At 53.5% G+C, this 26,232-nt stretch carries 22 protein-coding genes and 2 pseudogenes; 15 read left to right on the top strand and 9 right to left on the bottom strand.

The genetic code is table 11. The annotated features are described in order from the left end of the window. Positions 1–143: 143 nt before the first annotated feature. The 8 genes from elaB to J2X14_RS07520 all read left to right on the top strand — a co-directional run bounded on the left by elaB (position 144) and on the right by J2X14_RS07520 (position 8,257). Positions 144–509, top strand: coding sequence for a stress response protein ElaB (elaB, locus tag J2X14_RS07555; RefSeq protein WP_352410596.1), 366 nt, complete (start codon positions 144–146; stop codon positions 507–509). A gap of 183 nt (positions 510–692) precedes the next feature. Beyond that, positions 693–2,027: an isochorismate synthase gene (locus J2X14_RS07550; protein WP_352410595.1), complete on the top strand. Its 1,335-nt coding sequence runs from the start codon at positions 693–695 to the stop codon at positions 2,025–2,027. Between the two features lie 66 nt (positions 2,028–2,093). Further along, the gene (gene menD, locus J2X14_RS07545; protein ID WP_352410594.1) at positions 2,094–3,755 is read left to right on the top strand and encodes a 2-succinyl-5-enolpyruvyl-6-hydroxy-3-cyclohexene-1-carboxylic-acid synthase; all 1,662 of its coding nucleotides are present in this window, start codon (positions 2,094–2,096) and stop codon (positions 3,753–3,755) included. Beyond that, positions 3,752–4,546 (top strand): 2-succinyl-6-hydroxy-2,4-cyclohexadiene-1-carboxylate synthase, encoded by a 795-nt coding sequence (gene menH, locus J2X14_RS07540; protein WP_352410593.1) that lies wholly within the window; start codon positions 3,752–3,754, stop codon positions 4,544–4,546. Before menD ends, menH begins: the two co-directional genes overlap by 4 nt. Beyond that, entirely contained in the window at positions 4,530–5,387 is an 858-nt protein-coding gene (gene menB, locus J2X14_RS07535) for a 1,4-dihydroxy-2-naphthoyl-CoA synthase (RefSeq protein ID WP_352410592.1), read from the top strand. Before menH ends, menB begins: the two co-directional genes overlap by 17 nt. After that, entirely contained in the window at positions 5,387–6,349 is a 963-nt protein-coding gene (gene menC / locus J2X14_RS07530) for an o-succinylbenzoate synthase (RefSeq protein WP_352410591.1), read from the top strand. The genes menB and menC overlap by 1 nt, the downstream gene beginning before the upstream one ends. After that, entirely contained in the window at positions 6,331–7,713 is a 1,383-nt protein-coding gene (gene menE / locus J2X14_RS07525) for an o-succinylbenzoate--CoA ligase (RefSeq protein ID WP_352410590.1), read from the top strand. The genes menC and menE overlap by 19 nt, the downstream gene beginning before the upstream one ends. Positions 7,714–7,861: 148 nt before the next feature. After that, complete coding sequence (locus J2X14_RS07520; protein WP_352410589.1) at positions 7,862–8,257, top strand: VOC family protein; 396 nt, start codon at positions 7,862–7,864, stop codon at positions 8,255–8,257. A gap of 10 nt (positions 8,258–8,267) precedes the next feature. Here the strand turns inward: J2X14_RS07520 and J2X14_RS07515 are convergent, their stop codons facing one another. The 3 genes and pseudogenes from J2X14_RS07515 to J2X14_RS07505 all read right to left on the bottom strand — a co-directional run bounded on the left by J2X14_RS07515 (position 8,268) and on the right by J2X14_RS07505 (position 9,273). Continuing rightward, on the bottom strand, positions 8,268–8,867 hold the full coding sequence (locus J2X14_RS07515; protein WP_352410588.1) for a LysE family translocator: 600 nt from the start codon (positions 8,865–8,867) through the stop codon (positions 8,268–8,270). Positions 8,868–8,923: 56 nt separating this feature from the next. Further along, positions 8,924–9,004: pseudogene (locus J2X14_RS07510) on the bottom strand (GNAT family N-acetyltransferase); the annotation flags it as partial. After that, a complete protein-coding gene (locus tag J2X14_RS07505) occupies positions 8,992–9,273 on the bottom strand; it encodes a type II toxin-antitoxin system TacA family antitoxin (RefSeq protein WP_502889979.1) in 282 nt (93 codons plus the stop codon). The gene J2X14_RS07505 and the pseudogene J2X14_RS07510, both read right to left, overlap by 13 nt. A 201-nt stretch (positions 9,274–9,474) precedes the next feature. Here J2X14_RS07505 and J2X14_RS07500 point away from each other — a divergent pair, with 201 nt between their 5' ends. Both J2X14_RS07500 and J2X14_RS07495 read left to right on the top strand, forming a co-directional pair. Next, entirely contained in the window at positions 9,475–10,401 is a 927-nt protein-coding gene (locus J2X14_RS07500; RefSeq protein WP_352410586.1) for a hypothetical protein, read from the top strand. A 75-nt stretch (positions 10,402–10,476) separates the two neighbouring features. Further along, on the top strand, positions 10,477–11,094 hold the full coding sequence (locus J2X14_RS07495; RefSeq protein ID WP_352410585.1) for a hypothetical protein: 618 nt from the start codon (positions 10,477–10,479) through the stop codon (positions 11,092–11,094). A 105-nt stretch (positions 11,095–11,199) separates the two neighbouring features. Here the strand turns inward: J2X14_RS07495 and J2X14_RS07490 are convergent. Further along, a pseudogene (locus J2X14_RS07490) lies at positions 11,200–11,378 on the bottom strand (transposase); the annotation flags it as partial. Between the two features lie 217 nt (positions 11,379–11,595). Here J2X14_RS07490 and J2X14_RS07485 point away from each other — a divergent pair. Beyond that, positions 11,596–12,486, top strand: coding sequence for a GTPase family protein (locus J2X14_RS07485; protein ID WP_352410584.1), 891 nt, complete (start codon positions 11,596–11,598; stop codon positions 12,484–12,486). A 359-nt stretch (positions 12,487–12,845) separates the two neighbouring features. Here J2X14_RS07485 and J2X14_RS07480 read toward each other — a convergent pair whose 3' ends face one another. Together J2X14_RS07480 and J2X14_RS07475 are read right to left on the bottom strand one after the other, a co-directional pair. Then, positions 12,846–13,739 carry an ion channel gene (locus tag J2X14_RS07480; RefSeq protein WP_352410583.1) on the bottom strand — a complete coding sequence of 298 codons (894 nt, stop codon included), beginning with the start codon at positions 13,737–13,739 and terminating at the stop codon, positions 12,846–12,848. Between the two features lie 591 nt (positions 13,740–14,330). Beyond that, positions 14,331–15,773 carry a catalase gene (locus J2X14_RS07475; protein WP_352410582.1) on the bottom strand — a complete coding sequence of 481 codons (1,443 nt, stop codon included), beginning with the start codon at positions 15,771–15,773 and terminating at the stop codon, positions 14,331–14,333. 217 nt (positions 15,774–15,990) lie between these two features. Here J2X14_RS07475 and J2X14_RS07470 point away from each other — a divergent pair, with 217 nt between their 5' ends. Next, positions 15,991–17,187, top strand: a complete 1,197-nt coding sequence (locus tag J2X14_RS07470; protein ID WP_352410581.1) for a nicotinamide mononucleotide deamidase-related protein YfaY — start codon at positions 15,991–15,993, stop codon at positions 17,185–17,187. A gap of 5 nt (positions 17,188–17,192) precedes the next feature. On the opposite strand, the gene yfaE is transcribed toward J2X14_RS07470, so the two are convergent. The 3 genes from yfaE to nrdA form a co-directional block, all read right to left on the bottom strand. Next, positions 17,193–17,453 (bottom strand): class I ribonucleotide reductase maintenance protein YfaE, encoded by a 261-nt coding sequence (gene yfaE / locus J2X14_RS07465; protein ID WP_352410626.1) that lies wholly within the window; start codon positions 17,451–17,453, stop codon positions 17,193–17,195. 2 nt (positions 17,454–17,455) lie between these two features. Next, positions 17,456–18,586: a class Ia ribonucleoside-diphosphate reductase subunit beta gene (gene nrdB / locus J2X14_RS07460; RefSeq protein ID WP_352410580.1), complete on the bottom strand. Its 1,131-nt coding sequence runs from the start codon at positions 18,584–18,586 to the stop codon at positions 17,456–17,458. A gap of 159 nt (positions 18,587–18,745) precedes the next feature. Then, positions 18,746–21,031 carry a class 1a ribonucleoside-diphosphate reductase subunit alpha gene (gene nrdA, locus J2X14_RS07455; protein ID WP_352410579.1) on the bottom strand — a complete coding sequence of 762 codons (2,286 nt, stop codon included), beginning with the start codon at positions 21,029–21,031 and terminating at the stop codon, positions 18,746–18,748. A 747-nt stretch (positions 21,032–21,778) separates the two neighbouring features. Here nrdA and J2X14_RS07450 point away from each other — a divergent pair. The 3 genes from J2X14_RS07450 to J2X14_RS07440 all read left to right on the top strand — a co-directional run bounded on the left by J2X14_RS07450 (position 21,779) and on the right by J2X14_RS07440 (position 26,220). Next, positions 21,779–23,356, top strand: a complete 1,578-nt coding sequence (locus J2X14_RS07450; protein WP_352410578.1) for an MFS transporter — start codon at positions 21,779–21,781, stop codon at positions 23,354–23,356. Positions 23,357–23,428: 72 nt separating this feature from the next. Next, entirely contained in the window at positions 23,429–25,480 is a 2,052-nt protein-coding gene (locus tag J2X14_RS07445; RefSeq protein WP_352410577.1) for a right-handed parallel beta-helix repeat-containing protein, read from the top strand. Between the two features lie 59 nt (positions 25,481–25,539). Further along, complete coding sequence (locus tag J2X14_RS07440) at positions 25,540–26,220, top strand: oligogalacturonate-specific porin KdgM family protein (RefSeq protein WP_352410576.1); 681 nt, start codon at positions 25,540–25,542, stop codon at positions 26,218–26,220. Positions 26,221–26,232: the final 12 nt, after the last annotated feature.

The following is a 26,232-nucleotide window of genomic DNA, read 5'->3' as shown; positions in this document are numbered from 1 at the left end:
TCAGGAATTTATCAGATTAATCATATAAACCAATGCATTTCCTGATGTGGTAATCAGGTAATTCCTGGATACCGCGTCAGGCAGGCGCGCAAAAAGTGTCTATAGTTAGTGGACATGCATGTGTTTTTACACGGAGGAAGAAAATGGCTGTATCAACTGACTCGCAAGAAAAGCGCGATCCGTTAGCAACGGATGAGCCTCGGGTAGCTGGTGAACCACAGGAAACGCGCCTGGATGATGATTTGACGCTGCTTACCGAAACGCTGGAAGAGGTGCTGAAATCCTCTGGCGATCCGGCCGATCAGAAATATATCGAACTGAAAGAGAAGGCGGAGCAGGCGCTGCATGATGTGAAGGCACGCGTCAGCGCGGCTTCCGATTCTTACTATTATCGCGCTAAGCAGGTCGCCTACCGCGCAGATGATTACGTTCATGAAAAACCCTGGCAGGGCATCGGCATTGGCGCTACCGCCGGGCTGATCTTCGGCCTGCTGCTGGCGCGTCGCTAAGCACTTACCACACACAGCCTCTGACCATCGGGAAGGAGGCTGGTTTCCACATGTTTACCCGCTCCCTTTCCTGAAACTTGCCCGCTGAAGCGCGACAAAACGCGGCGCGAACTGTTCTGAATCAACATTTCTTATCAATCTCCCTTTTACACTGGCTACCTCTTTAGGATTATGGAGGTGTGCGTGTATTCGCTTCCTGCCGCGTATGCTGCGTTACTTACCCAGCTAAGCAACATCAATAGCGCCGAACCCGGCTGTCGCACGGTTACCGTGCCGCTTGCCGCGGGGGAAGATTCCCTTGCCTGGCTGCATGCGCAGCCGCAGCGACCGCAGATCTGGTGGCAGCATCGCGACGGCAGCGAGCAGGTTGCGCTTTGCGGCGCCATACAGCGTTACTCCACGCTGACTCAGGCGGAGCTGGCGACGTGCGCCTTACCGGAGAACTGGCGCATCTGGGGCAGCAATCGCTTTGAGGCGGATAACAGCTTTTTCTTTTTGCCGCGTCTGATGTGGCAGCGGGACAGCCGTGGCGAGCGGCTGACGCTGTTTATTCACAGCGAGCATAATCTGCAAGAAGATGCACAGCGCGCCGCACGCTTTTTGCAGGCGCTGCGCTTACCGCAGCCGCTACCGCCGATGCGCGCAGCGCTGCAACAGCGGCATTGCCTGCCGGATCGCATGCAGTGGCAGCAACGCGTTAACCACGCATTGGCTGCTATCACCGCCGGTGAACTGGATAAAGTGGTGCTGGCGCGCGCCATCGATCTGCTGTGGGATCGTCCATTACCCGCAGCAGCGTTGCTGGCCGCCAGCCGCCGCGCCAATCCGCACTGCTATCAGTTTATGCTGCGCGTTGACGATCGGAGCGCCCTGGTCTGCGCCTCGCCGGAGCGGCTCTGGCGGCGACAGCAAAATAGTCTGCTCACCGAGGCGCTGGCGGGCACGGTAGCCCGTGACGCCGATCTCACGCGCGCCTGTCAGCAGGCGCAATGGCTATTGCAGGACGCAAAAAACCGGCATGAAAACCAACTGGTGATGGAGGATATCCGCCATCGGCTGCAAGGCGTGGTCAGCGATCTGGCGGTGATGCCGATTGAGGTGGTACGCCTGCGCACTTTGCAACACCTGCGCCAACGCATTCACGCCCGGCTGGATAACCTTAGCGACGCGCTGCTGTTACAGCGCCTGCAACCCACGGCGGCGGTGGCTGGGCTGCCGCGCACGGCGGCGCGTGCCTTTCTGCAACATCATGAAACGCTGAACCGTAACTGGTACGCCGGTTCCAGCGGTTTTATCTCACGTCAGGAAAGTGAATTTTGCGTCACGCTGCGCTGCGCCTGGCTCCAGGGCGAACGGCTGCGGCTGTATGGCGGCGCAGGCATTGTCGCCGGTTCCGATCCGCTGCTGGAATGGCAGGAAACAGAAAACAAAATGGCCGCGCTGGCGGCATTGCTGCCAGCCGGTGCGATAGCGAAGCCGGTGCAGGTCGGGGAGTCGCCAGCGACGCAGCCCGCCTGACGTGAGGTTTGCCGCAGGCGAACCGCCTGTTTCGCCTGGCTCAGGAGTGACTATTTCGGGGGAAGTATGTCTGTCAGTAGCTTTAACCGCCGTTGGGCGCAGGTGATTATCGCCACCCTGAGGCATCATCAAATAAAGCATATCTGTATCGCGCCCGGCTCGCGATCGGCCCCGCTCACGCTGGCGGCGGCGGCAGAACCGGCGCTGATCTGTCATACCCACTTCGATGAGCGTGGACTGGGTTTTTTAGCGCTTGGCCTGGCGAAAAGCACCCGTTCTCCCGTCGCGCTGATTGTCACTTCCGGCACCGCCGTGGCAAATCTGCTGCCTGCCGTGATTGAGGCGCAGCTCACCGGCGAACGGCTGATAGTGCTGAGCGCCGACCGTCCGCCTGAACTGATTAACTGTGGTGCCAATCAGGCCATTACCCAGCCGGGCATTTTTTCCCATTTTGCCCGCCGCTGTGATTTACCGCGTCCCACGCCAGAAATCAGCGCGCGTTGGCTGGCGGCAACGCTGGATGAGGCGATAGCAGGTGCGGGCGTGCTGCATATTAACTGCCCGTTTGCCGAGCCGCTGTATGGCCCGCAAGATGACGCCTGGCGCGAATGGCTGACGCCGCTGGATGAAAGCATGCCGCAGGCAATGCCATGGGTAATTCACAGCGCGCCCGCAGGGCTGGCAGCGCAGCGCGACTGGCCTGCGTGGCGGCAGAAGCGCGGCGTGGTCATTGCCGGAAAAATGCATGCCGAAGAGGGCGCGGCGGTAGCGCAATGGGCGGCCACGCTGGGCTGGCCGCTGCTGGCGGATATTCAGGCGCAAACCGGTCAGCCGCTGCCCTGCGCCGATCTGTGGCTTAACCATCCGCAGGCGCAGCAGCTATTGAGCCAGGCGCAGCTGGTGGTGCAGTTTGGCGCGAACCTGATCGGCAAACGCCTTTTGCAATGGCAGCAGCAGGCGCGCCCACAGCAATGGTGGCTGATTGATGCGCAGCCGGGGCGACGCGATCCGGGCAATCAGCCGGGCAGGCGCATCGTCAGCGAGATTGGCCGCTGGCTTGACGCGCATCCGGCGGCGGCCTTGCCGCCCTGGGCCTCAGCGCTGAATTCACTGGCTGCCGCTGTGCAGCGACAGGTCAGCGCGGTAACAGAACAAGAGCCAGAGGCGCAGCTGGCGCACCGGCTGGCGGAACTCTTGCCGCCAGGTGGTCAGCTGTTTCTCGGTAACAGCCTGCTGGTCCGGCTGGTGGATGCGCTGGCGCAGCTGCCGGTGAGCTATCCGGTTTACTGCAATCGCGGTGCCAGCGGTATTGATGGGTTGATTGCGACCTTAAGCGGCATTCAGCGCGGTGAGGCGTGTCCAACGCTGGCGCTGCTGGGTGATATTTCGGCGCTGTATGATTTAAATAGTCTGGCGCTGCTGCGTCAGCCCGTCGCGCCGCTGGTGCTGGTGGTAGTTAACAACAACGGCGGGCGCATTTTTTCCCTGTTGCCGACGCCGGTCAGCGAGCGGGAGCGATTTTTTACCTTGCCGCAGGCGGTGAGCTTTGCGCCTGCCGCGCAGATGTTCGGCCTTGATTACCAACAGGTCGCCAGCTGGCAGCAGCTGCAACAGGCCGTTCAGCAGGGCTTTGCCCGTCAGGGCGCGACGCTGGTGGAGCTTAGCGTGCCGCCGGACGGCGGTGCCGAAACTTTTGCCCGGCTGGTAGCGATGGGCGCGGCGTTATGATCCTGCACGCGCGCTGGCAGGGCCACCGGCGCAGCAGCAAGCCTACGCTGGTTTGGCTGCACGGTTTTCTCGGCACCCTGCACGACTGGCTGCCAGTACAGCAGAATTTTATTGACTGGCCGATGCTCAGCATCGATCTGCCTGGGCATGGTGGCTCATGCGCCCAGCGCGTCAGCGGCTTCCATGAGCTCAGCGGGTGTATCAACGCCACGCTGCGTCACTATCAGGTTCACCATTACTGGCTGATTGGCTACTCGCTCGGCGGGCGCGCGGCGATGCATTACGCCTGTCGCGCGGCGCTGCCGGGGCTGTGTGGGCTGGTGGTCGAGGCGGGGCATCCGGGGCTGGCGGATGAAGCGCAGCGCAAGGCGCGTTATGCGCACGATGCGCTGTGGATGCGCCGTTTCCGCCAGCTGCCGCTGCCTGTCGCGCTGCGGGCCTGGTATCGTCAGCCGCTGTTTAACGAACTCACCGAGCAACAACGCAACAGTCTGATTAAGCATCGTAGCGCGGGCAACGGCCCGGCGCTGGCGGCGATGTTGCAGGCGACCTCGTTAAGCCAGCAGCCCAATCTGCTGCCTGAACTGCAGCGGCTGACGGTGCCTTTCAGCTATCTGTGCGGCGAGTGGGACAACAAATTTATCCAGCTCGCCCAACAGGCTCATCTGCCGCTCTATACCATTCCGGCGGCCGGGCACAATGCCCATCGCGTCAGTCCTGCCGCCTTTAGCGATCGTCTGACGCAGCTGCTGCGTCTGAATCCTGGAGAATTTCATGCTTTACCCCGATGAACAACAGCTTAACGCGCCGGTTGAGTGGCGCGACTGCAGCGGTGACTTTAGCGATATCCGCTACCACAAAACGCCGGAGGGCATTGCCAAAATCACCATCAACCGCCCAGAGGTGCGCAATGCGTTTCGCCCGCTGACCGTGCAGGAGATGATGCTGGCGCTACAGGATGCGCGCTATGACGCAGGCATCGGCGTGATTATTCTCACCGGGGCGGGCGAGCAGGCTTTCTGCGCGGGCGGCGATCAAAAAGTGCGCGGCGATTACGGCGGCTATCAGGATGAGGGCGGTACTCATCATCTCAACGTGCTTGATTTCCAGCGCCAGATCCGCAATTGCCCGAAACCGGTGGTGGCGATGGTTGCGGGCTACGCGGTCGGCGGCGGCCATGTGCTGCATATGCTGTGCGATCTTACCATCGCGGCGGATAACGCCCGTTTCGGACAAACCGGCCCGAAAGTCGGCTCGTTTGATGGCGGCTGGGGCGCTTCCTATATGGCGCGTATTGTTGGGCAAAAAAAGGCGCGTGAAATCTGGTTCCTGTGCCGCATGTATGATGCGCAGCAGGCGCTGACGATGGGGCTGGTGAATACGGTGGTGCCGCTGGCGCAGCTGGAGCGGGAAACGGTGCGCTGGTGTCGTGAGATGTTGCATAACAGCCCGATGGCGCTGCGCTGCCTGAAGGCGGCGTTAAACGCCGACTGCGACGGTCAGGCGGGGCTACAGGAGCTGGCGGGCAATGCCACCATGCTGTTTTATATGACCGAAGAGGGTCAGGAGGGGCGCAACGCCTTTAACCAGAAACGTCAGCCCGATTTTAGTCCGTTCAGGCGTAATCCCTGATGCGTAAAGCGAAACTGTGGCGCTATGCCATTCCCATGGAGAGCGGCGTGCTGCTGCGCGATCGACGTCTGACGCAGCGGGAAGGGCTGCTGGTCATGCTGCAACAACAGGGTCGGCAGGGCTGGGGTGAAATCGCGCCGCTGCCGGGCTTTAGCGGCGAAACGCTGGAGCAGGCGCAGCAGGCGTGCGAAAGCTGGCTGAGGCAGTGGCTTGCCGCGCAGCCGGTTGCTGAAAGCCTGCTGCCTTCGGTGGCGTTTGGCCTGAGTTGCGCCAGCGCCGAGCTGACGAGCCAGCTGCCGCCAACCGGAGCATGGCGCAGCGCGCAGCTCTGTTATGGCGATCCCGATGCGCTGTTGTTGCAGCTTCAGGCGCAACCCTCGCCCTGCGCGAAGATGAAGGTCGGCCTGTATGAGGCGGTACGCGATGGTTTGCAGGTCAGCCTGCTGCTGGAGGCGCTGCCCGATTTGCAGCTGCGTCTGGACGCTAACCGCAGCTGGACGCCGGAAAAAGCGCACCAGTTTGCCCGCCGCCTGACGCCGCCGCAGCGTGCGCGTATCGCCTTTATTGAGGAGCCGTGCCGCACGCCGGAAGAGAGCCTGGCATTTGCTGCCGAATCGGGCATCGCTATCGCCTGGGATGAAAGCCTGCGTCAGCCTGATTTTCGCCTACAGGCCGCGCCGGGGCTGGCGGCGTTGGTGATTAAGCCCACCCTGACCGGCAGCATCGCGCATATTCAGCAGATCATCGGCGAGGCGCAGCGGCTGGGTTTGCAAGTGATTATCAGTTCAGCGCTGGAGTCGAGCCTGGGCTTAACGCAGCTGGCACGGCTGGCGCACTGGCTAACGCCGCAGTCGCCGCCAGGGTTGGATACCTTAACCCTGATGCGTCAGCAGCTGGTGCGGCGTTGGCCCGGCTGCGCGTTGCCTTTGCAGGGAGAGGAAGCGTGGACGCGTGTTCTTTAAATGATTTTCCCTGGCGACAACGGGCGCAAACCACGCCTGCGGCGATGGCGCTGCGCACGGACAACGCGCAGCTAAGCTGGCAGGCGCTGAGCGAGCAGCTGGATCGGCTCTGCGCCGGTTTTCAGCGTCAGGGCGTCACGCCCGGCGCACGGGTGGCGCTGCGCAGTAAAAATAGCCTCTCAGCGCTGCTGGCGTGGATGGCGCTATTACAAGCGGGCGCACAGGTTTTGCCGCTTAATCCGCAGCTGCCGTCAGCCACGCTGTTGCCGTTGTTATCCGTTTTACATCCCGATTTTATGCTGAATCTGGCGCAGCCGTTGCCCGATTTGCCGCGCCCGTTTCTTGCTGCGCTGCGGATGGCCACAATTCGGCACACAGCGGCCGCGCCGGTCGCATGGCGGCCTGAAGCGATCGCCACGCTTACGCTCACCTCCGGCTCTGTCGGGCTGCCGAAGGCGGCGGCGCATACTTTCGCCGCGCTGCTGTACAGCGCGGCGGGGGTTAATCAGTTAATGGGTTTCAACGCCGCCGAAAACTGGTTGCTGTCGCTGCCGCTCTATCATGTTTCCGGACAGGGCATCATCTGGCGCTGGTTGCTGGCAGGCGCCTGCCTGACGCTTTCGGATGCACCGTTGCCGCAGGCGCTTAGCGGCTGTAGTTTTGCTTCACTGGTGCCCACTCAGCTGTGGCGACTGCTACAGCAACCGCAGCGGCCTGCTGGCCTGAAAGCGGTGCTGCTTGGTGGTGCCGCGATCCCGCCTGATTTGGTGGCGAGTGCAGAAGCGGCGGGTATCCGCTGCTGGTGCGGTTATGGCCTGACGGAAAGTGCCGCCACGGTATGCGGCAAGCGCGCCGATAACCGGCCCGGCGTCGGCCAGGCGCTGGCGGAGCGTGAGGTAAAGGTGGTTAACGGCGAGATCTGGATCCGCGGAGCAACCTTAGCCTGCGGCTACTGGCGCGACGGGCAGCTCTGGCCGCTGGTGAATCAGCACGGTTGGTTTGCTACCGGCGATCTGGGGCGCTGGCAGCAGGGGGAGCTTCTGGTGCTGGGACGCAAAGATAATCTGTTTTTCAGCGGCGGCGAGGCGGTGCAGCCGGAGGCGATTGAAAGCCTGCTGATGTGCCATCCCGCGGTGCGGCAGGCGTTTATTATTCCACAGGCGGATGAAGAGTGGGGCGCAAGGCCGGTAGCGCTGCTGGCGCTGGACTCAGATAGCGAACTGGAAAGCATCGCCGCCTGGGCCAGCGCGCGGCTGGCGAGCTTTCAACGTCCGATCCGCTGGCTGCGGTTGCCGGAAGAGCTTGCGCAGGGCGGCATCAAACTCTCACGGCGACGGCTGGCGCAATGGCTACAAAACAACTGAAACAGGCACGTGTCCGGTGAAAACATGCTAACGCTACAGGCCACAGCTTCCGTAAAAGCTGATGAACGGAACAGAGAAAGCGTCGCGTATGCAGGAGAGCGAAAGTAATGCTATGGTGGTGTGCACCTCCCATGCAGACGGAAAAAATATGTCCTTTCATCATTTACGTATCGCCCGGCCGGTCACGGATTTGCAGAAGAGCAGCGACATCTACTGTCGCGGGCTTGGCCTGAAGGAAATCGGTGCGTTTAGCGACCATGACGGCTTTAGCGGACGCATGCTGGGCCGCGACGATCTGCCGTGGCACCTGGAGTTCACCTTGTGTGCTGAACATCCGATAGTGCCTGCCACGTCTGCCGAGGATCTGCTGGTGCTTTATATTCCACAGCAGGATGCCTGGCTGGCGGCCTGCGGCGCTATGGAAAGCGCAGGCTTTACCCGCATGCGCGCGTTTAATCCGTATTGGGATCGGAAGGGCGTGACCTTTCAGGATCATGATGGCTATCGCGTAGTGCTGCAAAACAGCCAGTGGGGAGTCTCCTGACCTGTATATTTCAGATCAGCGTTTTTAAAGAGAAAGCGAGTAGCAATAGCCCGCCAGCAATGTTAATCCACTTTTTCAACATGAGCGGGTCAAGCTTACGGGCGGAAAAAGTCAGCGTCCGGCCGATCATCAACAGCCAAACAACCATCACCAAAATGTGTAGCGAAGCCAGTACCAGGTAATCATTAACATCGGCTTGTCTGCCAGCAAACTGTGAAACCACCGTCAGATAAAACAGGATCGCTTTGGGATTCAATACATTCGCCAGCCAGGCTTCTTTGAGCGTAACCGGGACGGCTGTATGCGAAAAGGTGCCGACATGGGCCGCAGTACCACTGCGTATAAGCTGAATGCCCAGCCAGAGAAGATAAACGGTGCCGGTAATTTTCAAAATATTAAAAATGGCAGGCGAAGCGACCAACGCCGCCGTGATACCGAGTCCGATTAAAAGAGCGTGTGTATAAATTCCCAGAGCCGTTCCGGCCAGGGCAGAGATAAGCCCACGAGGGCCGTCCGCCAGTGCGCTGTTAATAGCCAGCGTAAAGCTTGCACCAGGCGAAAGCGCCACGGGTAACAGAGCAGGAAGAAAGCCGATGAGGTCGATATCCATATTCCTGAATAGTAGATGTCGCCGCCGTCGCTGACCAGTGGATTTCAGGCAATAAAATCGAGTACAGCATCACCGCTAACAAAATCCGCCACCTGATGAAAACTGGATAAAGGTTCTGGCGCTGTTACACCTCCCACTGAGGTTTCCTTGCCAGCAGTTTGTCGATAACGGGAGCATCCGCAACCGGTGCATCAAGCATATCGATGAATTCCGCATATTGCTCATCGTTAAATTTAAAAACACGGTGGCCGAGGATCACATTCTCGGCAGTCCGACAGGCCATTTCCGGAATAAAATCTGTACGTGATTTGTGGAGGATTTCCGCAGCGGCATCAATGAGCGCCCGCTGTGATTCCCTGGATCTAAGGTTGAGTTGAACATCTGATTTCATGAGACGCCCTTGCATAGCATTTGCTTTACAAGCATTGCACGGCAACGAAACGCTATACATCGCGTTTTATCCTTTTATTCACATAATTTCTGATGTCCGCTTTGTGCCAGAAGCGGACGTTCTAGCGGTGTGATATGCTTTTGAATGGAGCAGACCATTGTGACTTTAAACTAAAAGTTTTTTATCTAAATATCAAAAACATTGGATTGATATACTATGAAAGAGACTGTTTACAATATATTTATATTTTCAAAAGATGGTATTCATATTACTCACACAGGCATCGTGCCACATCAATTAGATAATGATGATGATTGCAAACTTGAATTCTTGCTAAAAAACTTAGAAATTGATTTGGCTTCTTGCCGTTCTTTCCACCCCATTCATCCATCAGTATTGGATTCAGATGGAAAGCTTTCTCTAACAAGGTATAATTCGAATATGAGAGTAAATAACTCTCTTGCACCTTTCGAAATAGCTTTAGCCAATCATAATGCTTCACAAAACCCCTTAGTAATTGTGACTCCTGTAATTGATGGAAAGATACAATATGATATCCAACTTTCAGTTAGCGAGAAATTAAGACATAAAAATATGCCTCATCAACATATTGAAGGTATTAAAAGCCTCCCGGACTATCTTGACCAGTATATAAAAGATGATCAGTTTCATGTGAAGCAACTTTTAAATGATGATCAAATGAAGCCTATTAAATTACTCTTTAATAATAAACATTACTTGGCAAGCTTTAAACTTTTAATGTCTTTTATTGATACTATAGCATACATTGAATTCGGTAACGTACAGCGGGGGTTTCAAAATTGGCTTGATACTTACTCAGCACTCAGTAGCCTTGAGGTTACTTCAGATGAACTTTATGGTCTTAGAAGTTCTATGCTACACATGACAAATCTGAATTCACATAAAGTGATGCAAGGTAAAATACGCCGGCTTAGTATCGCTATTTGCAAGAAAGGCTATCCAACTCAAGTGCATGACAATATTGCTTACTTAAATTTTACTGATTTCCTTTTTATTTTTGATGAAGCTGTTGATAGATGGTTGGATACATACAAAGATAACAAGAAGCAGTTAACACTGATTGAACGATATGATGAGATAATTAGAGATGGCTACTGGTAATAGAAAACGGTAAAGTGCTTACCGTATGAATATGGCTGTTTTATTGAAACATTTAACAAAATATGGAGGTAATTAATGAACTATCTAGATAGAGAAGCATCAGTATTATACTTCAAATTGTCACAAATATACTTTCACGGAGAAAGACTCAGTTGGGATCATTACAAGGATAGAATGCTGGCACTAAAAAACATGTGTGAATCAACCGATCCAATTTATGAGAGGGCTAATCGAATTCTTTTGGTGGAAGAATGGAGCGACGAAGACTTTTGGCCCGTCGAACATGACGATAATGATTGCACTTCATCCGTATCCACTACAGATGATCCTGCTTATAAAGTCGACATTCAGCCAGGTATAAGTAGAGATGAAAAAGGGAATTTTCACTTTTTATCGAAGAGAAAAGGCTTAAATGATTGGGTCTTTCATCAGTATGACGTAGACTTTCACCCTTCAATCCCTCACGGTCATTATAAAGGAAAAAATCAGCCTAAATTAGACTCTTATTTAGGTTGGGTATATCAGGGTTCTAAACAAATTAGACGACTTAGTAGAGATCTAATAATTGATCTTTGGAATGATGATGAATTCCGGATGTTCGCCAGAGTCGCAATCGAGTGGTATATGGATGAATTCCCAGCTTACAACTGGCGGGTAGAGTATCCATTAATGTTACCAAAATATAGAAAATAATTAAAAATTCGAGCTTGTGAGTAATTCTGTGTAACTGTCAGCGTATTAAAGGTGACCGCTCAGGCGGCCACCGAACTCGATAATAAAACGGCTCATCGCCAGCCGCTAGTTCTGGATCGGCATACTCCATTTTTTCGATGCATCCTTTATCACCATATAAATAACCTTCCGTACTGAGTCGTCTACTGGGAAAACTTTGCGCTTTTGATAGCTGTAAGAATAACACTATTTAGCGATTGGATAGCATTTGTGGCTTAGATGGCCCTGCGAGTATCGGGTGGATATCCACGCTCACTAAACTGAGAGGAAACACTTGAATCAAAGGTCCGTTGTTCGCTCATAGCAGACATTGTCCAGCACTCTGTCCGCTCTGTGCCGAAGCGGACTTGATTAAATTAACATGGAGCAGACCATCACGCTCTGCTCAAGTTTATGTTCTTCATGCCGATAAAGGCAGATAAGTACAGAACACACTTTATAATGATAATAAGGAGTCTATTTATGCAACATAACCATGATTTAAAAAGCGAAACGAACAGAAAAAAAATTAAAGAGCTGGTTGAAAAGAAAGCTAGGGAAATCCGCGGATATACACCACGCGTGGGTGTTTTTGGTGTAACTGGCGTAGGGAAATCCTCCTTGTGCAACGCGCTTTTTGGTAAAGATCTCGCAAAAGTCAGTGACGTAGCTGCCTGCACCAGAGAAGCACAGGAAATGACAATATCGTCAAATGAAAATGGCAGCGGGGGGATAGTTTTAATTGATGTGCCGGGGGTTGGAGAAACCATTGACAGAGATAAAGAATATTTCGAGCTTTACAAAGAGTTATCTCCTACTCTGGATTTAGTTATCTGGGTTATTAAAGCCGATGACAGAGCATATGCTGTAGCTGAAAAAGCGTATAAAGAGATATTGGAGCCAAATAAAGAAAATTGCCCGGTCTTATTTGTTGTAAACCAAGTCGATAACGTTGCTCCGATATTCGACTACGCAACAGGAATCCCTTTCTGGGATATGCAAGAAAATAAACCTCTGGCCGAACAAGAAGCAAACATCAATAAAAAAGTTACTGAAATAAGTCATGCTTTTGATATATCTACTCGATATATACAAACTGCTTCTGTGACGAGGAAATTCAATATTGTTGAAACAATGGAGAAGATAATCGAGATACTTCCAAACGAAAAAAAGTATTCACTTTTCCGCGAGGCAAAGGAAGATATAAAAAACGAAAAAATGGAAATAGAGGCAGAAACAGGCGTATGGGAAAGCGTCAAAGAATGGGTTGGTGATGCCTGGGAGTCAGTAAAAGAAGTAGTAGCTGAAGTAGCAGTAGAAGTAGCAAAGAGCGTGGGAAAAAAAATTCTCGGCTGGTTCTCGAAAAAATTTTAATGTCCGGCAACTATCCGCTTATTGAATGTTCCATGTCATAAAAGGATTCAGTAGCCATGTCTATTTTGGCTACTGAATGCATCAACACGATGCTTGCTTTACGATCCCACTTTTAGTTCTGAAGCGATTATTGCTCGGGCGCGTAAGCATCTCGTGTCTTCACTATCAGAGCCCAGCTGGCAGACCCGGAACGCGCTTGCGCGGTCCGGCGAAGATGACCGAACTTCCTGGTTAGCGCAGTAGGGTTGACGACCCAGCAGCGCTGGGGAGCAGGAGGAAGTCACTGAATTTTTAATGCTAATGTCCGCTTTGTGCCAAAAGCGGACGTCGCGCACCTAACAACAATTAGGTTCTATGGATCATCGTGAATTTTTATTTTTTGACAAGAAACTTTGAGTTACATTGGCTAGCACTAAAATAGATAACAACAGTTGTATGCAAACTAGCATTCTGATTAATCTTGAGTTAGCTACTAAATCACCAAATGTAGTCGTTGTTGATATTCCAATGCTGTAAAAAGCGAAATCCCAAAAGTTGAGATCTTCCTTTTGACGTTTACTCAACAAATCTTGCATATTATTTCTTATTTTGATCATTTCTTTGTTATTTATAATTAATTTAGATCTTGTGTCATCTATTATTTTATTGGTAGTATTTAATTCAGAAACGAGCTTTGAATCATTGAAGTCACCAACGTGTGACAAGACATATTCTAAAGCATCGCGTTCTGAAGTTGCTATCCTGAGCTTAACTTCCGATATTTCGATATTTTTATCAGCCAACATAATATCGAACTGGCTTCCTTGAATTTTATTCTTTTGTGACAACATAGCCTTGAGCTCACTTTCTTTAACATTTAGCTCCTTGTGATGTTTTAGAGACGCTTCATCCACATACGCCTGTGTATTCCTAGCCCAGGCTTTTGACAGATTTACGTTTATTAATTTTAGTTTTGATTCTTGCTGGGATAGTATATTTTCAAGTTTAATGTTTTGACTAACTATTCTGTCAAATTCTTTTTTTGCTTTCAATGTCTCTTTGAGGAAATCCTCGTTTGAAACATTATCATAATCTTCATGAGTTTCACCATTATACGAAAACGCTAAATCTATAGCATTATGAATGGGAGTGGAATTTAGGGCGTTATTTTTTATGAAGGAGTCTGGATAAACTGACCAAGTAAAATAGTATACTGCAGCAAAAACTATAATTATCAGAGAGTAGGTTATAGCTGCTTTGTTTTTAATTTTCATAGTAATAATAATTTATATTATTGATTTCCTCACAGTTTAACAAAATGGCTACCGGAAATGCAGTTTTTTTGAGTATACGCATGCAATATGTAACAGTTAGTGTCTGCTGCTCAGCTGGCCTACTCCCTGTTGATTCACACAGAATGCTGTTAGTAATGTCCGCAGATCGCTCACAGCGGACATATCCCTCCTCCTTTTCAATAACGCCCGGGTCTCGGGAACGGGATATTACTTTTAACTCATTAACCAGAAACGTAAAAACTTGGCGTTGGACGTTCTGAAATACCGCAGGAAATAACGTTGTTATTGAAGAGAACGATAATGAGAGCGAGGTAGGGGGGCCGGCCGTTGATAGCAAACGTCGGTAACGTCTGTGACCCATTTTCATTAGGCCAACATCCAGATCCTCACCTGGGTACCGGGAATGTTGAAACGGGCTGAAGTTAACCGTTAGCCTTCATCGCTGGCAAAATAGTGCATAACGACTTTAAGGTGTTCTTTGAGGATATACACAGGACTCTCCCGTTTGAGAGCCCTGTTAAATGAGAGCAGTGCAACGTATGACTTACTCAGTTGCGGGAAACCAGGTGCTTACCCCTGCAACGCCCGCAGCGCGTTTTCCACCCCGGCGCCGTAGGCTTCATCCACCTGACGGAACAGCGCAATCTGCCGCTGCTGAATAAATTCAGGGATCTGCACCAGCTCACCGGCGATACGCTGAAACATACGCTGATGCTCCTCTTCGCTCAGCAGATTAAACAGCGCGCGCGGCTGGCTGAAATAATCATCATCTTCACGGTGATTCCAGTGATCGGCGGCACCTTCCAGCGACAGCGGCGGCTCGCTGAAATCCGGCTGCTCCTGGAAAACGCCGAAGCTGTTCGGCTCATAGGTTGCGCCGTTGCCGCTGTTGCCGTCCACGCGCATGGCGCCGTCGCGGTGGTAGCTATGGAACGGGCATTTCGGCGCGTTCACCGGGATCTGATGATGGTTCACCCCCAGACGATAACGGTGCGCATCGCCATAAGAGAAAAGACGTCCCTGCAACATACGGTCCGGCGAGAAACCGATGCCGGGCACCACGTTCGCCGGGCTCATCGCTACCTGCTCAACCTCGGCAAAATAGTTGTCCGCGTTGCGGTTCAGCTCGAACTCACCTACTTCAATCAGCGGATAATCGGCATGTGGCCACACTTTGGTTAAATCAAACGGGTTGTAAGGTGTCTGCGATGCCTCATGCTCCGGCATCACCTGCACATAGAACTTCCAGCGCGGGAAATCGCCGCGTTCAATCGATTCAAACAGATCGCGCTGTGAACTTTCACGATCGCGGGCAATCAGCTGCGCCGCTTCGTCGTCCATCAGGTTTGCCACGCCTTGCTGGCAACGCATATGGAATTTAACCCAGAAGCGTTCCTGTTGGTCATTAATAAAGCTGTAGGTATGGCTGCCGAAACCGTGAATATGGCGGTAAGAACGCGGCAGGCCGCGATCGCTGAAGTCGATTGTAAGCTGATGCAGCGCTTCCGGCAGATGCGAGAAAAAGTCCCATTTGTAGGTAGGGTTACGCAGGTTGGTGCGCGGATCGCGTTTTACGACGTGGTTAAGATCCGGGAACTTCAGCGGATCGCGCAGGTAAAACACCGGCGTATTGTTGCCAACCAGATCCCAGTTGCCTTCTTCGGTATAAAACTTCATGGAAAAGCCGCGAATATCACGCTCGGCATCCGCGCCGCCGCGCTCACCGGCTACGGTAGAAAAACGCATAAACAGATCGGTTTTTTTACCGACTTCAGAAAAAAGTTTAGCGCGACTAAAACGGGTAATATCCTGCGTCACGGTAAAGGTGCCGTAAGCGCCGGAGCCTTTGGCATGCATACGACGCTCCGGGATCACTTCACGATCGAAGTGCGCCAGCTTTTCCAGCAGCCAAACATCCTGTAACAGCAGCGGGCCACGGCGTCCGGCAGACATCGAGTTATTGTTATGGGCAACCGGCGCGCCTGAAGCGGTAGTAAGACCTTTTTTATTCATGTGGCGATTCTCTATCGGAGTGATTGTCAAAGGTTTAACCGAGGTAAAGTCTTATTTTAATCGGGTAAACCTATTATGTGCGCTATTCTGCTGCCGCTGCGCCTTGCTGACAATCTGGCAAAAGCTATCGCTGCTATCTCTGAAACTGTGCGCTGCCGGTTGTATTCACCGGCGCGCCTTCCTACAGTAACAACATTAACCAAACGAGGGACGTGACGTGATTAGAGTGGAAATGCTCTCAACGGGCGATGAAGTGCTGCATGGCCAGATTATCGATACCAACGCCGCCTGGCTGGCGGATACGCTGTTTCAACATGGCCTGCCGATGACCAGCCGCGCCACCGTCGGCGACAGCCTCTCAGCGCTGGTGGAAGCGTTAAACGAGCGCAGCCGTATTGCCGATGTGCTGATTGTCAACGGCGGCCTGGGGCCAACCAGCGACGATCTGAGCGCGCTGGCGGCGGCGACTGCCTGCGGCGTCGAGCTGGAACTCCAGCCCGCCTGGCTTACGAAAATCGAGGATTTCTTTGCCAGCCGCGGACGTCCCATGGCCGCCAGCAATCGCAAGCAGGCGGAGATCCCCGCCGGAAGCGAACTAATTGATAACCCGGTAGGCACCGCCTGCGGCTTCGCGGTAACGCTGAATGATTGCTGGATTTTCTTCACGCCCGGCGTGCCGTCGGAATTTAAGGTGATGGTCGAGCAGCAGATCCTGCCACGTTTAAAGGCGCGCTTTACGCTGCCGGAGCCGCCGCTCTGTTTACGCCTGACCACCTTTGGTCGCGGCGAGAGCGATCTGGCGGCGGAGCTGGAGCCGCTAACGTTGCCGGAAGGTGTGGTGATGGGCTATCGCTCTTCCGCCCCGATTATCGAAATCAAGCTGACCGGCCCGGCGGCGCAGCAGGTAGCGATGGAGCAGATCTGGCAGCAGGTGCGTTTGCAGCTGGCGGAATGCACGCTGTTTGAAGGCACTAAGGGGCTTCCCGCGTTGCTGGCGGAGCAGTTACAGGCGCGCCAGCTCGCGTTAACCGTCAGCGAGCAGTTCAGCGTCGGGTTATTGCAGTGGCAGCTTAACGGCGGCGGCGTGGCGTGTCGGGCGGGCGAGGTGCTGCCTGATGGCGAAGAGACGCTGGCGCAGCTGGTGCAGCGGGCGCAGGAGCGAGCAAAGGCACAGCAGGCGTCGCTGGCGCTGCTGGTGGGATCGTTGCAGGATGAGCAGCTCGGCTTTGCGCTGCACACGCCGGACGGCACCTTCGGTCAGCAGGTGAAATTTAATAATCAGCGCCATACGCTAAAAACGCGTCAGGAGCTGGTGGCGATGCTGGCAATGAATATGCTGCGTCGTTGGCTGCACGGCATGGATGTTTCCACCGGCCACGGCTGGGTCGATGTGATCGAGACGATCAAGGCCTGAAGGCCTTACAGCTCGATCTCAATATCGCCATTGGCTTTACAGCAGCAGGGCAGAATCTCGCCCTGCTGAATAAAGGCCAGCGGCTGACCGGCGTAGCTCACTTCCCCTTTCACCAGACGGGTGCGGCAGGAGCCGCAGTAGCCTTCGCGGCATTGATATTCCACGCAGATATTATGCGCTTCCAGCGCCGCCAGCAGGGAAGGGTGCTCGTCGTTATATTCAAGCTGCGCACCAGAGATGCACAGCGTGATTCGCTTCCCGACCATCATTACAGCTGGAAGTCGTCGAAGTCGTTTTCGCCCACTTCTGAGTCGATCTGACCCACCAGATAAGAGCTGACTTCCACTTCCTGCGGCGCCACCTGCACGTTATCGGAAACCAGCCAGGCATTAATCCACGGAATCGGGTTGGAACGCGTCTGGAACGGCAGATCCAGTCCAACCGCCTGCATACGAATATTGGTAATGTATTCAATATACTGGCAGAGAATATCTTTATTCAGGCCGATCATGGAGCCGTCGCGGAACAGATATTCCGCCCACTCTTTCTCCTGCACCGCCGCCAGCTTGAACAGGTCGTAGCACTCCTGGCGACACTCCTGCGCAATCTCTGCCATTTCCGGATCGTCTTCGCCGCTGCGCATCAGGTTCAGCATATGCTGCGTGCCGGTCAGGTGCAGCGCTTCGTCACGGGCGATCAGGCGGATGATTTTCGCATTGCCTTCCATCAGCTCGCGCTCGGCAAAGGCAAAAGAGCAGGCAAAGCTGACGTAAAAACGGATCGCTTCCAGCGCGTTCACGCTCATCAGGCAGATATACAGCTGCTTTTTCAGCGCGCGCAGATTAACGGTAACGGTTTTGCCATTGACCTGATGGGTGCCTTCGCCCAGCAGATGCCAGTAGCTGGTCATCTCGATCAGATCGTCGTAGTAGCCGGAAATATCGCTGGCGCGCTTCAGAATTTGCTCATTGGCGACGATATCATCAAACACCAGCGCCGGATCGTTAACGATATTACGGATAATATGCGTATAGGAGCGCGAGTGGATGGTTTCGGAAAACGCCCAGGTCTCGACCCATGTTTCCAGTTCCGGGATTGAAATCAGCGGCAGCAGCGCGACGTTCGGGCTACGGCCCTGAATAGAATCGAGCAGCGTCTGATATTTCAGGTTGCTGATAAAAATGTGCTTCTCATGATCCGGCAGCGCCTGATAATCGATGCGATCGCGTGAGACATCAACCTCTTCGGGACGCCAGAAGAAGGAGAGCTGTTTCTCAATCAGCTTTTCAAAAATGTCATATTTCTGCTGGTCGTAACGCGCAACGTTAACCGACTGGCCGAAAAACATCGGCTCCAGCAGCTGATCGTTTTTATTCTGAGAAAAAGTGGTGTAAGCCATAGTTGATTCCACATGCTAACGGGACAGGCTGGCCTTGCCGCACGGGCGAGGCGCTGACAGCCGTTTTGACCGTGCGTTGCACGGCCTGCCATGTTGCGGCCACGTGATAAACGTGGCCAAAAGAAGCGTCATGGCCGGAGCGGTTCCGGCCAGACCCGATTAAATTTTACAGGCGCCGCTTTCACAGCCGTCATCCTGAATGGATGGGGCAATGTCGTCCTGCGCATCTTCCGCGCCGTCGCGGGTGTTCTGATAGTAAAGCGTTTTAACGCCGAACTTATAGGCGGTCAGCAGATCTTTCAGCAGCTGCTTCATCGGCACCTTGCTGTTGGCAAAGCGTGACGGATCGTAGTTGGTGTTAGCAGAAATCGCCTGATCGATGAATTTCTGCATTACGCCCACCAGCTGCAGATAACCGTCGTTGTTCGGCATTTCCCACAGCAGCTCATAGCTCTCTTTCAGACGCTCATATTCCGGCACCACCTGACGCAGAATGCCGTCTTTCGAGGCTTTGATGCTGATATGACCGCGCGGCGGCTCAATACCGTTGGTGGCGTTGGAAATCTGCGACGAGGTTTCAGACGGCATCAGCGCGGAAAGCGTGGAGTTACGCAGGCCGTGCGTTTTGATCGATTCGCGCAGCGCGTCCCAGTCCAGGTGCAGCGGCTCGTTGCAGATGGCATCCAGATCTTTCTTATAGGTGTCGATCGGCATCACGCCCTGCGCATAGGTGGTTTCGTTAAACCACGGGCAGGCGCCTTGCTCTTTCGCCAGCTCGTTAGAGGCTTTCAGCAGGTAATACTGAATGGCTTCAAACGTCTGATGGGTCAGATTGTTAGCGCTGCCGTCGGAATAGCGCACGCCGTGCTTCGCCAGATAGTAGGCGAAGTTGATCACGCCGATACCCAGCGTACGACGGCCCATTGCGCCGCGTTTCGCTGCCGGAATCGGGTAATCCTGATAGTCGAGCAGGGCGTCCAGCGCGCGTACCGCCAGCGTCGCCAGCTCTTCCAGATCGTCCAGGCTGTTAATAGCGCCCAGGTTAAAGGCGGAAAGCGTACAAAGCGCGATTTCGCCGTTTTCGTCGTTCACATCCATCAGCGGCTTGGTCGGCAGCGCGATTTCCAGGCACAGGTTTGACTGGCGCACCGGCGCAATCGTCGGGTCGAACGGGCTATGGGTGTTGCAGTGATCGACGTTCTGAATGTAGATACGGCCGGTGGAAGCGCGTTCCTGCATCATCAGCGAGAAGAGATCGACCGCTTTCACGCGCTGTTTGCGAATGCTGTCGTCCTGCTCATATTTGGTGTACAGGCGCTCAAACTCATCCTGATCGGCAAAGAATGCATCGTAGAGACCCGGCACGTCAGACGGGCTGAACAGCGTAATGTCCTGGCCTTTCAGCAGGCGCTGATACATCAGCTTGTTGATCTGAACGCCGTAGTCCATATGACGTACGCGGTTGCCTTCCACGCCACGGTTGTTTTTCAGCACCAGCAGGCTTTCCACTTCCAGATGCCACATCGGATAGAACAGCGTTGCCGCACCGCCGCGCACGCCGCCCTGCGAACAGGATTTCACCGCGGTCTGGAAATGTTTGTAGAACGGAATACAACCGGTATGGAACGCTTCGCCGCCGCGAATCGGGCTGCCCAGCGCACGAATACGTCCGGCGTTGATGCCGATACCGGCACGCTGGGAAACATATTTCACAATGGCGCTGGAGGTGGCGTTGATGGAATCCAGGCTATCGCCGCACTCGATCAGCACGCATGAGCTGAACTGACGGGTAGGCGTACGCACGCCGGACATGATCGGCGTCGGCAGCGAAATCTTAAAGGTGGATACCGCGTCGTAGAAACGCTTGATGTAATCCAGACGGGTTTCGCGCGGATAGTTAGAGAACAGGCAGGCGGCAACCAGGATATAGAGGAACTGGGCGCTCTCATAAATCTCGCCGCTAACGCGGTTCTGCACCAGATATTTACCTTCCAGCTGCTTAACCGCCGCGTAGGAGAAGTTCATATCGCGCCAGTGGTCGATAAAGCCGTCCATCTGCTCAAACTCTTCGCGGCTGTAATCTTCCAGCAGATGACGATCGTATTTACCCAGATCGACCATGCGTGCCACCTGATCGTACAGCGCAGGCGGCTCAAACTGGCCGTAAGCTTTTTTACGCAGGTGGAAAATCGCCAGGCGCGCAGCCATATACTGGTAATCGGGCGCATCGCGCGAGATCAGATCGGCAGCGGCTTTAATGACAGTCTCGTGAATATCGGAGGTTTTAATGCCGTCGTAGAACTGGATGTGGGAACGCAGCTCAACCTGAGAAACGGAAACATTATGTAAACCTTCCGCAGCCCAGTCGAGAACCCGGTGGATTTTATCCAGATTGATGCGCTCTTTGCGGCCATCGCGTTTAGTGACGAGCAGACTCTGATTCATGTCGCGTTATACCTGTCCGTGAAAAAATATCCCCCGTTTATGCACAGCTTGCTCTTTGTGAGTAACTCTGTGGATAAACACTATATATAGGGGGTGAAGAGTAAATGAACAACAAGATGGTGAGTATTCTAGTAATTAATAGCGTCTTAACAAGCCTTGATTTTCACGTAAAACTCGTGATCGCAGGCTGGCTAATTTCCTAAGTCCACGTTTCATAAGGCGGACAGGGGATGTCAATCCTTTGAAAAAAAAACGTTATAATTTGATCGAGCGCCTGGTTCTTGTTCAGCGCGTAAAATTTCCCTTTTTTTTCGCGAAAAAACGTCTACGCCCGTTGCTAAAAAACGCGCAAACGGCGAGCGCGCCGTACGCGTTAGCCTCTTACTCATTTCTGTTATCTGAGTTGAATGTAATCGCACTAAAAAATTCAAGAGAAAAAGTGAACGTTTTTTCACCGTGTGACCGATCTCGCTAAACCAGAAATATTTTCTTACTATTACCGCGCTTAATCTGTCCGTTCGCTGCCGTTGTTCGGTAGTCTCTCTTGCATAACTCACTGATTAAAAAATATAAATTATGTAATCCGCTTTTTATCAATCTGCCGGATACCTTTCTGATGCTTAAGTGTTCTGCCTGCATGTGATTTTAATGCGGTGTTAGTCACATTATTGCGCGGCCTGTACATATATAAAAAAGCACTTCATTTAAAATGAAACAGCGGTTCAATAATATAAAGGCCGACACATCATGATAAGAAAATCAATACCTCTGGGACATAACAGGAAAATCACGCTGGGCCATCAGCTGGCTTATGGTGGCGGGAATCTGCTCGGCAGCGGGGCGCTGGCCATTGCGGGCGCATGGCTGCTTTACTTCTACACCACCTTCTGCGGGCTATCGTTGCTGGAGGCGTCGTTTATCTTTTCAGCCGCCAGTATTATTGACGCCATCAGTAACCCAATCATGGGCTATCTGACGGATAATTTTGGTAAAACCTGGCTGGGTAAACGCTTTGGTCGTCGGCGCTTTTTCTTGCTGATCGGCGCGCCGCTGATGGTGTTCTATCCGCTGCTGTGGGTAGAAGGCTTCGGGTTTTGGTATTATTTGACCACCTACGTTATTTTTGAACTCATCTATACCTCGGTCATGGTGCCTTACGAGACGCTGGCGACCGAAATGACGGATGATTTTACCCTGCGCTCCAAGCTTACCGGCTATAAAGCGATATTTGGTAAGATCGCGAATTTCCTCGCCGCCCTGATTCCGGGCCAGTTTATTCTGCTGTATGGCAAAGAGTCGGCTCAGCCGTTCCTCTATACCGGCATCACCTATGGCGTGATTCTGTTTGTTGCCGTGGGCCTGCTCTATTGGTTTAGCTGGGAGCGGGAAGATAGCGGTAAAGAAGCGTTGCGTCAGAAGCAATCACTGTGGAAGACCCTGGCTGCGCTGGCGCGCGATATGCAATCCACCTTTTATCTGCGCGTTTTTCGTAAACATCTGGGCATGTATCTGTTTGGTTTTGGCGCCGAATGGCTGTTTGCGTCGGTCTTTACCTACTACGTGGTGTTTGTGCTGCTGTACGATCCGGCGATTCTCGCTGGGCTGAATAGCCTGAACGCGATTTTGCAGCTCTGTTCCACCGCTATCTTTATTGCGCTGTGCGTGAAACGCGGCTTCAGCAAACCCTATATCTGGGCGCTGAGCATCGTGATCTTCGCCGTCTGCTGTTATTCCCTGCTGCACTTCTTCCACCTGCCGCCGCAGACCGCGACCATCGCGATTGTCGCGATCACGGTGATTTTCGGCCTCGGCACCGGCGGCGTCTATTACATTCCGTGGACGGTTTACACCTTCCTGGCAGATGTGGATGAGGTGTTTACCGGCCGTCGCCGCGAAGGCATCTACGCCGGAGCGATGACGTTCTCCGGTAAAATCATGCGTTCGATTATTGTGTTTGTGATGGGCGCGATCCTCAGCTATTACGGCTTCCAGTCTAAATCTCATACCCAGCCGGAAACGGCGATGCACGCCATCTCCTGGGTCTTCTTTGGCGGCGTCATTGCCCTGGCGCTGATCGCCATTATTTTCAGCCGACAAATGCTGCTTAACCGCAAAACGCATCTGGTGGTGCTGGAAGAGGTGGCGCGCATTAAAGCGGGCGGCGCGCAGAGCGATATCAAACCGGAAGTGCGGGAAGTTATCGAAGCGCTGGTGGGCTATCCCTATGAGCAGTGCTGGGGTAACAGCGCCATCTGCCAGAAAATGAAGCTGGCTCCGCTGGTCACTGATAACGCTGCAGAGCCGAAGCAGGCGCCTCAGGCGTAAAACCCACGCATTAAACCGTTAAAAGGCCCACCCATTGGGTGGGCCAGGATGCCTACGCCTGAAGGAAAGATTATGCACAAGGCTTTGTTATGGTTAGTTATCGCCAGCAATGGCGCGGCGGCGGCGTTACCGCAGGTCGCTGAGCTGGAATGGCACGCAATGACCTTTGGTCAGTCAACCGATATCAATTTCGCTACTAACGTGTTACCGGAAAAAGTGGGCCTTAATCAGGTCACGTTTGTGGATGGCAGCCGCGCAGGCACACAGGGCGACCGGCTGCGGCTCCCCGTTACGCTGGAAAGCCGGGGCGGTAAAATCGGCAACAGCCACGATGGATTGACCTTCTATTACACTCGCCTGCCAGCTAACGCCAATATGCAGCTGGAAGCGGAGATTACCATCGATCAATTTGGGCCGGAAAACGGCGCGCTGCCTGCGGGTCAGGAGGGCGCAGGGCTGCTGGTGCGCGATACGCTCGGCAAACCGCGCCGCGATCCGCTGCAGCCGGGTTATGAAGAGTTTCCTGCCGCCGCCAACATGGTGATGAACGCCATCGTCGCGGCAAAAAAACGTTCGCATCAACAGGTAGACGCGACGCTGATCTCCCGTAACGGCGTGATCCAGCCGTGGGGCAACAGCGGCGTGGAGATCGCGCGTCAGCCTTATCAGCCGGATATTGACCTTACAAAAACGCCGCGTTTTCGTCTGCGTCTGGCGCGCACCGACAGCGGCTTTAACGCCGCATGGGCCTTGCCAAACAGCGATCAATGGCATAGCCAACAAACGGGCGATGCGGAGCGGGTCACGGTGCTGGAGCCGGAAGGTTATTACGTGGGCTTTTTCGCTTCCCGCAACGCCCGCGTTACCGTGCATCACGCCAGCCTGACGCTCAGCGAACATCAGGTTACCCCGCATCAACCGTTTGTCAGCCAGCCGCGCCCAACGCAGGTTGAGATTAACTCGGCGGCGGTTAGCGCCACGTCCGATTATCTGTTCCAGCTGCGTAGCAGCGCTGACGGGCGCTTAACCATCAGTAGTAACGGCGTTGTGCAGCTGCAGAACCAGCCGGTAACCGCAGGGAAGATGGTGAGCCTGCCGCTGGCGCTGAGCGCAGACGCCACCCGTATCGATTACCGGCTGGAAACCGGCAAGGGCGCGGTGCGGGAAGATAGCCTGACGGTTACCCGGCGCGCCGTCGCCGATGCGCAGCAGCTTTACGCGGCGCCGCAAGGCAAAGCGCAGAATGACGGCAGCCAGCAGCATCCGCTGGATGTGGCCTCGGCGGCGGCGCTGCTGGCACCGGGCGGTACGCTGTGGCTGGCGCCGGGCGACTACGCTTTAACCACGCTGACTGCCGCCAGCAGCGGCAGCGTCGATCGGCTGAAAAAGCTCAGGCCGCTAACGGGCAAAGTCATTTTTCATGGCTTAGATCTTTCTGCCAGCTATTGGGATATTGAGCATATCGAGGTAACCGGCAAAAGCTTTAATATCGCTGGCAGCCATAATCAGATTCGCCATGTGGTTGCCCATCATGCGGATGATACCGGAATTTGGGTGGCTTCTCCGGCGGGCGTGGGGCGGGCGCTGTGGGCCAGCCATAACCTGATCGCACACGCGGAATCCTGGGGAAATCAGGATCCTGGCCGCATCAATGCTGATGGTTTTGCGGTGAAGATGCGTGTGGGCGAGGGCAACCGGCTGGTGGCCTGCTTCGCCCATGACAATGCCGATGACGGATTCGATCTGTTCAACAAAATTGAAGATGGTCCCAACGGCGTCGTCACCATTGAGCGGAGCGTTGCGTTGCGCAATACCAACAACGGCTTCAAGCTCGGCGGCGAGGGGATCCCGGTCGCGCATCGTATAACGGATAGCGTCGCAATAGAAAATGGCATGGATGGATTCACCGATAATTTTAATCCGGGCCAGCTGCAGGTGAAAAATAATATCGCCGTGGATAACCATCGCTTTAATTTTATTTTCCGCGCCGGGCCTTATACGCCACCTGAAAAACAGGGCGCCTTTAACGGTAATCTGTCGCTGCGAAATAAAGCGGTGGAATACAGTGATGTAGTAACAGGTAATATCGATAAAAATAACGCTTTTTTATTAAGCGAAAAATAAAATTTCGCCATTAATAAAATTATAAAAAACCTCTGTATCAATACTGACGGGATTACATAATGAATAAACAGACGTTAATGTGCTGCGGCCTGTTGCTGGCTGCTACCCAGGCTGCGGCGGTCACGCTTGATGTCAGGCATGAGTGGCTGGATGACAGTAAAGTGCATAAAGATCGCGTTTCCGTATCGCATCGCTTTGATAATGGCATTGGCTTTACCCTTGAAGCGAAGTGGAAATCTGGCGGTGACGATAAAAATAAGCCGTTTCACGATCTGGTGAGCAACGGCACGGAAAGCACGCTGAACTATCAGTATCGCCCGATTAAGGCGTGGTTTGTGCAGCCGGGCTTTACGCTGGAATCGTCAGAAGAGAACAGTATTTATAAGCCCTTTTTCATGACCGGCTATGAGTTCGCCAACGGCATCTATATTAATGGTCGCTACCGTTATGAATACACGCGTGAGAGCGAATCTGACAAAGAAGATATGAAAACCAATCGCGGAGAAATATGGCTGGGTTATGATTTCACCGACTGGAAAGTGGAATATAACTATATTTACAAGCATAGCGATCAGATCCGCTTTAATAATAAAAAATGGGACTATGAACAGAACGTGAAGGCGTTATGGAAGTTTACTAAAAGCTGGGCGCCTTATGTTGAAGTGGGCGATATCAGCGTGCGGAAAACCACCGATGAGCGCCAGACGCGGTTGCGTATCGGTCTGCAATATAAGTTTTGATGCAGCAGGCAG

This window comes from Mixta sp. BE291, assembly GCF_031457955.1.
Taxonomy (GTDB): domain Bacteria; phylum Pseudomonadota; class Gammaproteobacteria; order Enterobacterales; family Enterobacteriaceae; genus Mixta.
The sequence above is the reverse complement of the archived record's forward strand: the minus strand, read 5'-3'. Positions and strand labels throughout refer to the sequence as shown.

Coding starts and splice junctions, on each gene's coding strand:
- menD (WP_352410594.1), top strand. CDS start 2,094: ATGTCTGTCAGTAGCTTTAACCGCCGTTGGGCGCAGGTGATTATCGCC.
- J2X14_RS07485 (WP_352410584.1), top strand. CDS start 11,596: ATGCAACATAACCATGATTTAAAAAGCGAAACGAACAGAAAAAAAATT.
- J2X14_RS07475 (WP_352410582.1), bottom strand. CDS start 15,773: ATGAATAAAAAAGGTCTTACTACCGCTTCAGGCGCGCCGGTTGCCCAT.
- yfaE (WP_352410626.1), bottom strand. CDS start 17,453: ATGGTCGGGAAGCGAATCACGCTGTGCATCTCTGGTGCGCAGCTTGAA.
- nrdA (WP_352410579.1), bottom strand. CDS start 21,031: ATGAATCAGAGTCTGCTCGTCACTAAACGCGATGGCCGCAAAGAGCGC.
- J2X14_RS07440 (WP_352410576.1), top strand. CDS start 25,540: ATGAATAAACAGACGTTAATGTGCTGCGGCCTGTTGCTGGCTGCTACC.
- J2X14_RS07445 (WP_352410577.1), top strand. CDS start 23,429: ATGCACAAGGCTTTGTTATGGTTAGTTATCGCCAGCAATGGCGCGGCG.
- menC (WP_352410591.1), top strand. CDS start 5,387: ATGCGTAAAGCGAAACTGTGGCGCTATGCCATTCCCATGGAGAGCGGC.
- J2X14_RS07505 (WP_502889979.1), bottom strand. CDS start 9,273: ATGCAAGGGCGTCTCATGAAATCAGATGTTCAACTCAACCTTAGATCC.
- nrdB (WP_352410580.1), bottom strand. CDS start 18,586: ATGGCTTACACCACTTTTTCTCAGAATAAAAACGATCAGCTGCTGGAG.
- J2X14_RS07520 (WP_352410589.1), top strand. CDS start 7,862: ATGTCCTTTCATCATTTACGTATCGCCCGGCCGGTCACGGATTTGCAG.
- J2X14_RS07515 (WP_352410588.1), bottom strand. CDS start 8,867: ATGGATATCGACCTCATCGGCTTTCTTCCTGCTCTGTTACCCGTGGCG.
- J2X14_RS07480 (WP_352410583.1), bottom strand. CDS start 13,739: ATGAAAATTAAAAACAAAGCAGCTATAACCTACTCTCTGATAATTATA.
- elaB (WP_352410596.1), top strand. CDS start 144: ATGGCTGTATCAACTGACTCGCAAGAAAAGCGCGATCCGTTAGCAACG.
- J2X14_RS07500 (WP_352410586.1), top strand. CDS start 9,475: ATGAAAGAGACTGTTTACAATATATTTATATTTTCAAAAGATGGTATT.
- J2X14_RS07450 (WP_352410578.1), top strand. CDS start 21,779: ATGATAAGAAAATCAATACCTCTGGGACATAACAGGAAAATCACGCTG.
- menH (WP_352410593.1), top strand. CDS start 3,752: ATGATCCTGCACGCGCGCTGGCAGGGCCACCGGCGCAGCAGCAAGCCT.
- menB (WP_352410592.1), top strand. CDS start 4,530: ATGCTTTACCCCGATGAACAACAGCTTAACGCGCCGGTTGAGTGGCGC.
- J2X14_RS07495 (WP_352410585.1), top strand. CDS start 10,477: ATGAACTATCTAGATAGAGAAGCATCAGTATTATACTTCAAATTGTCA.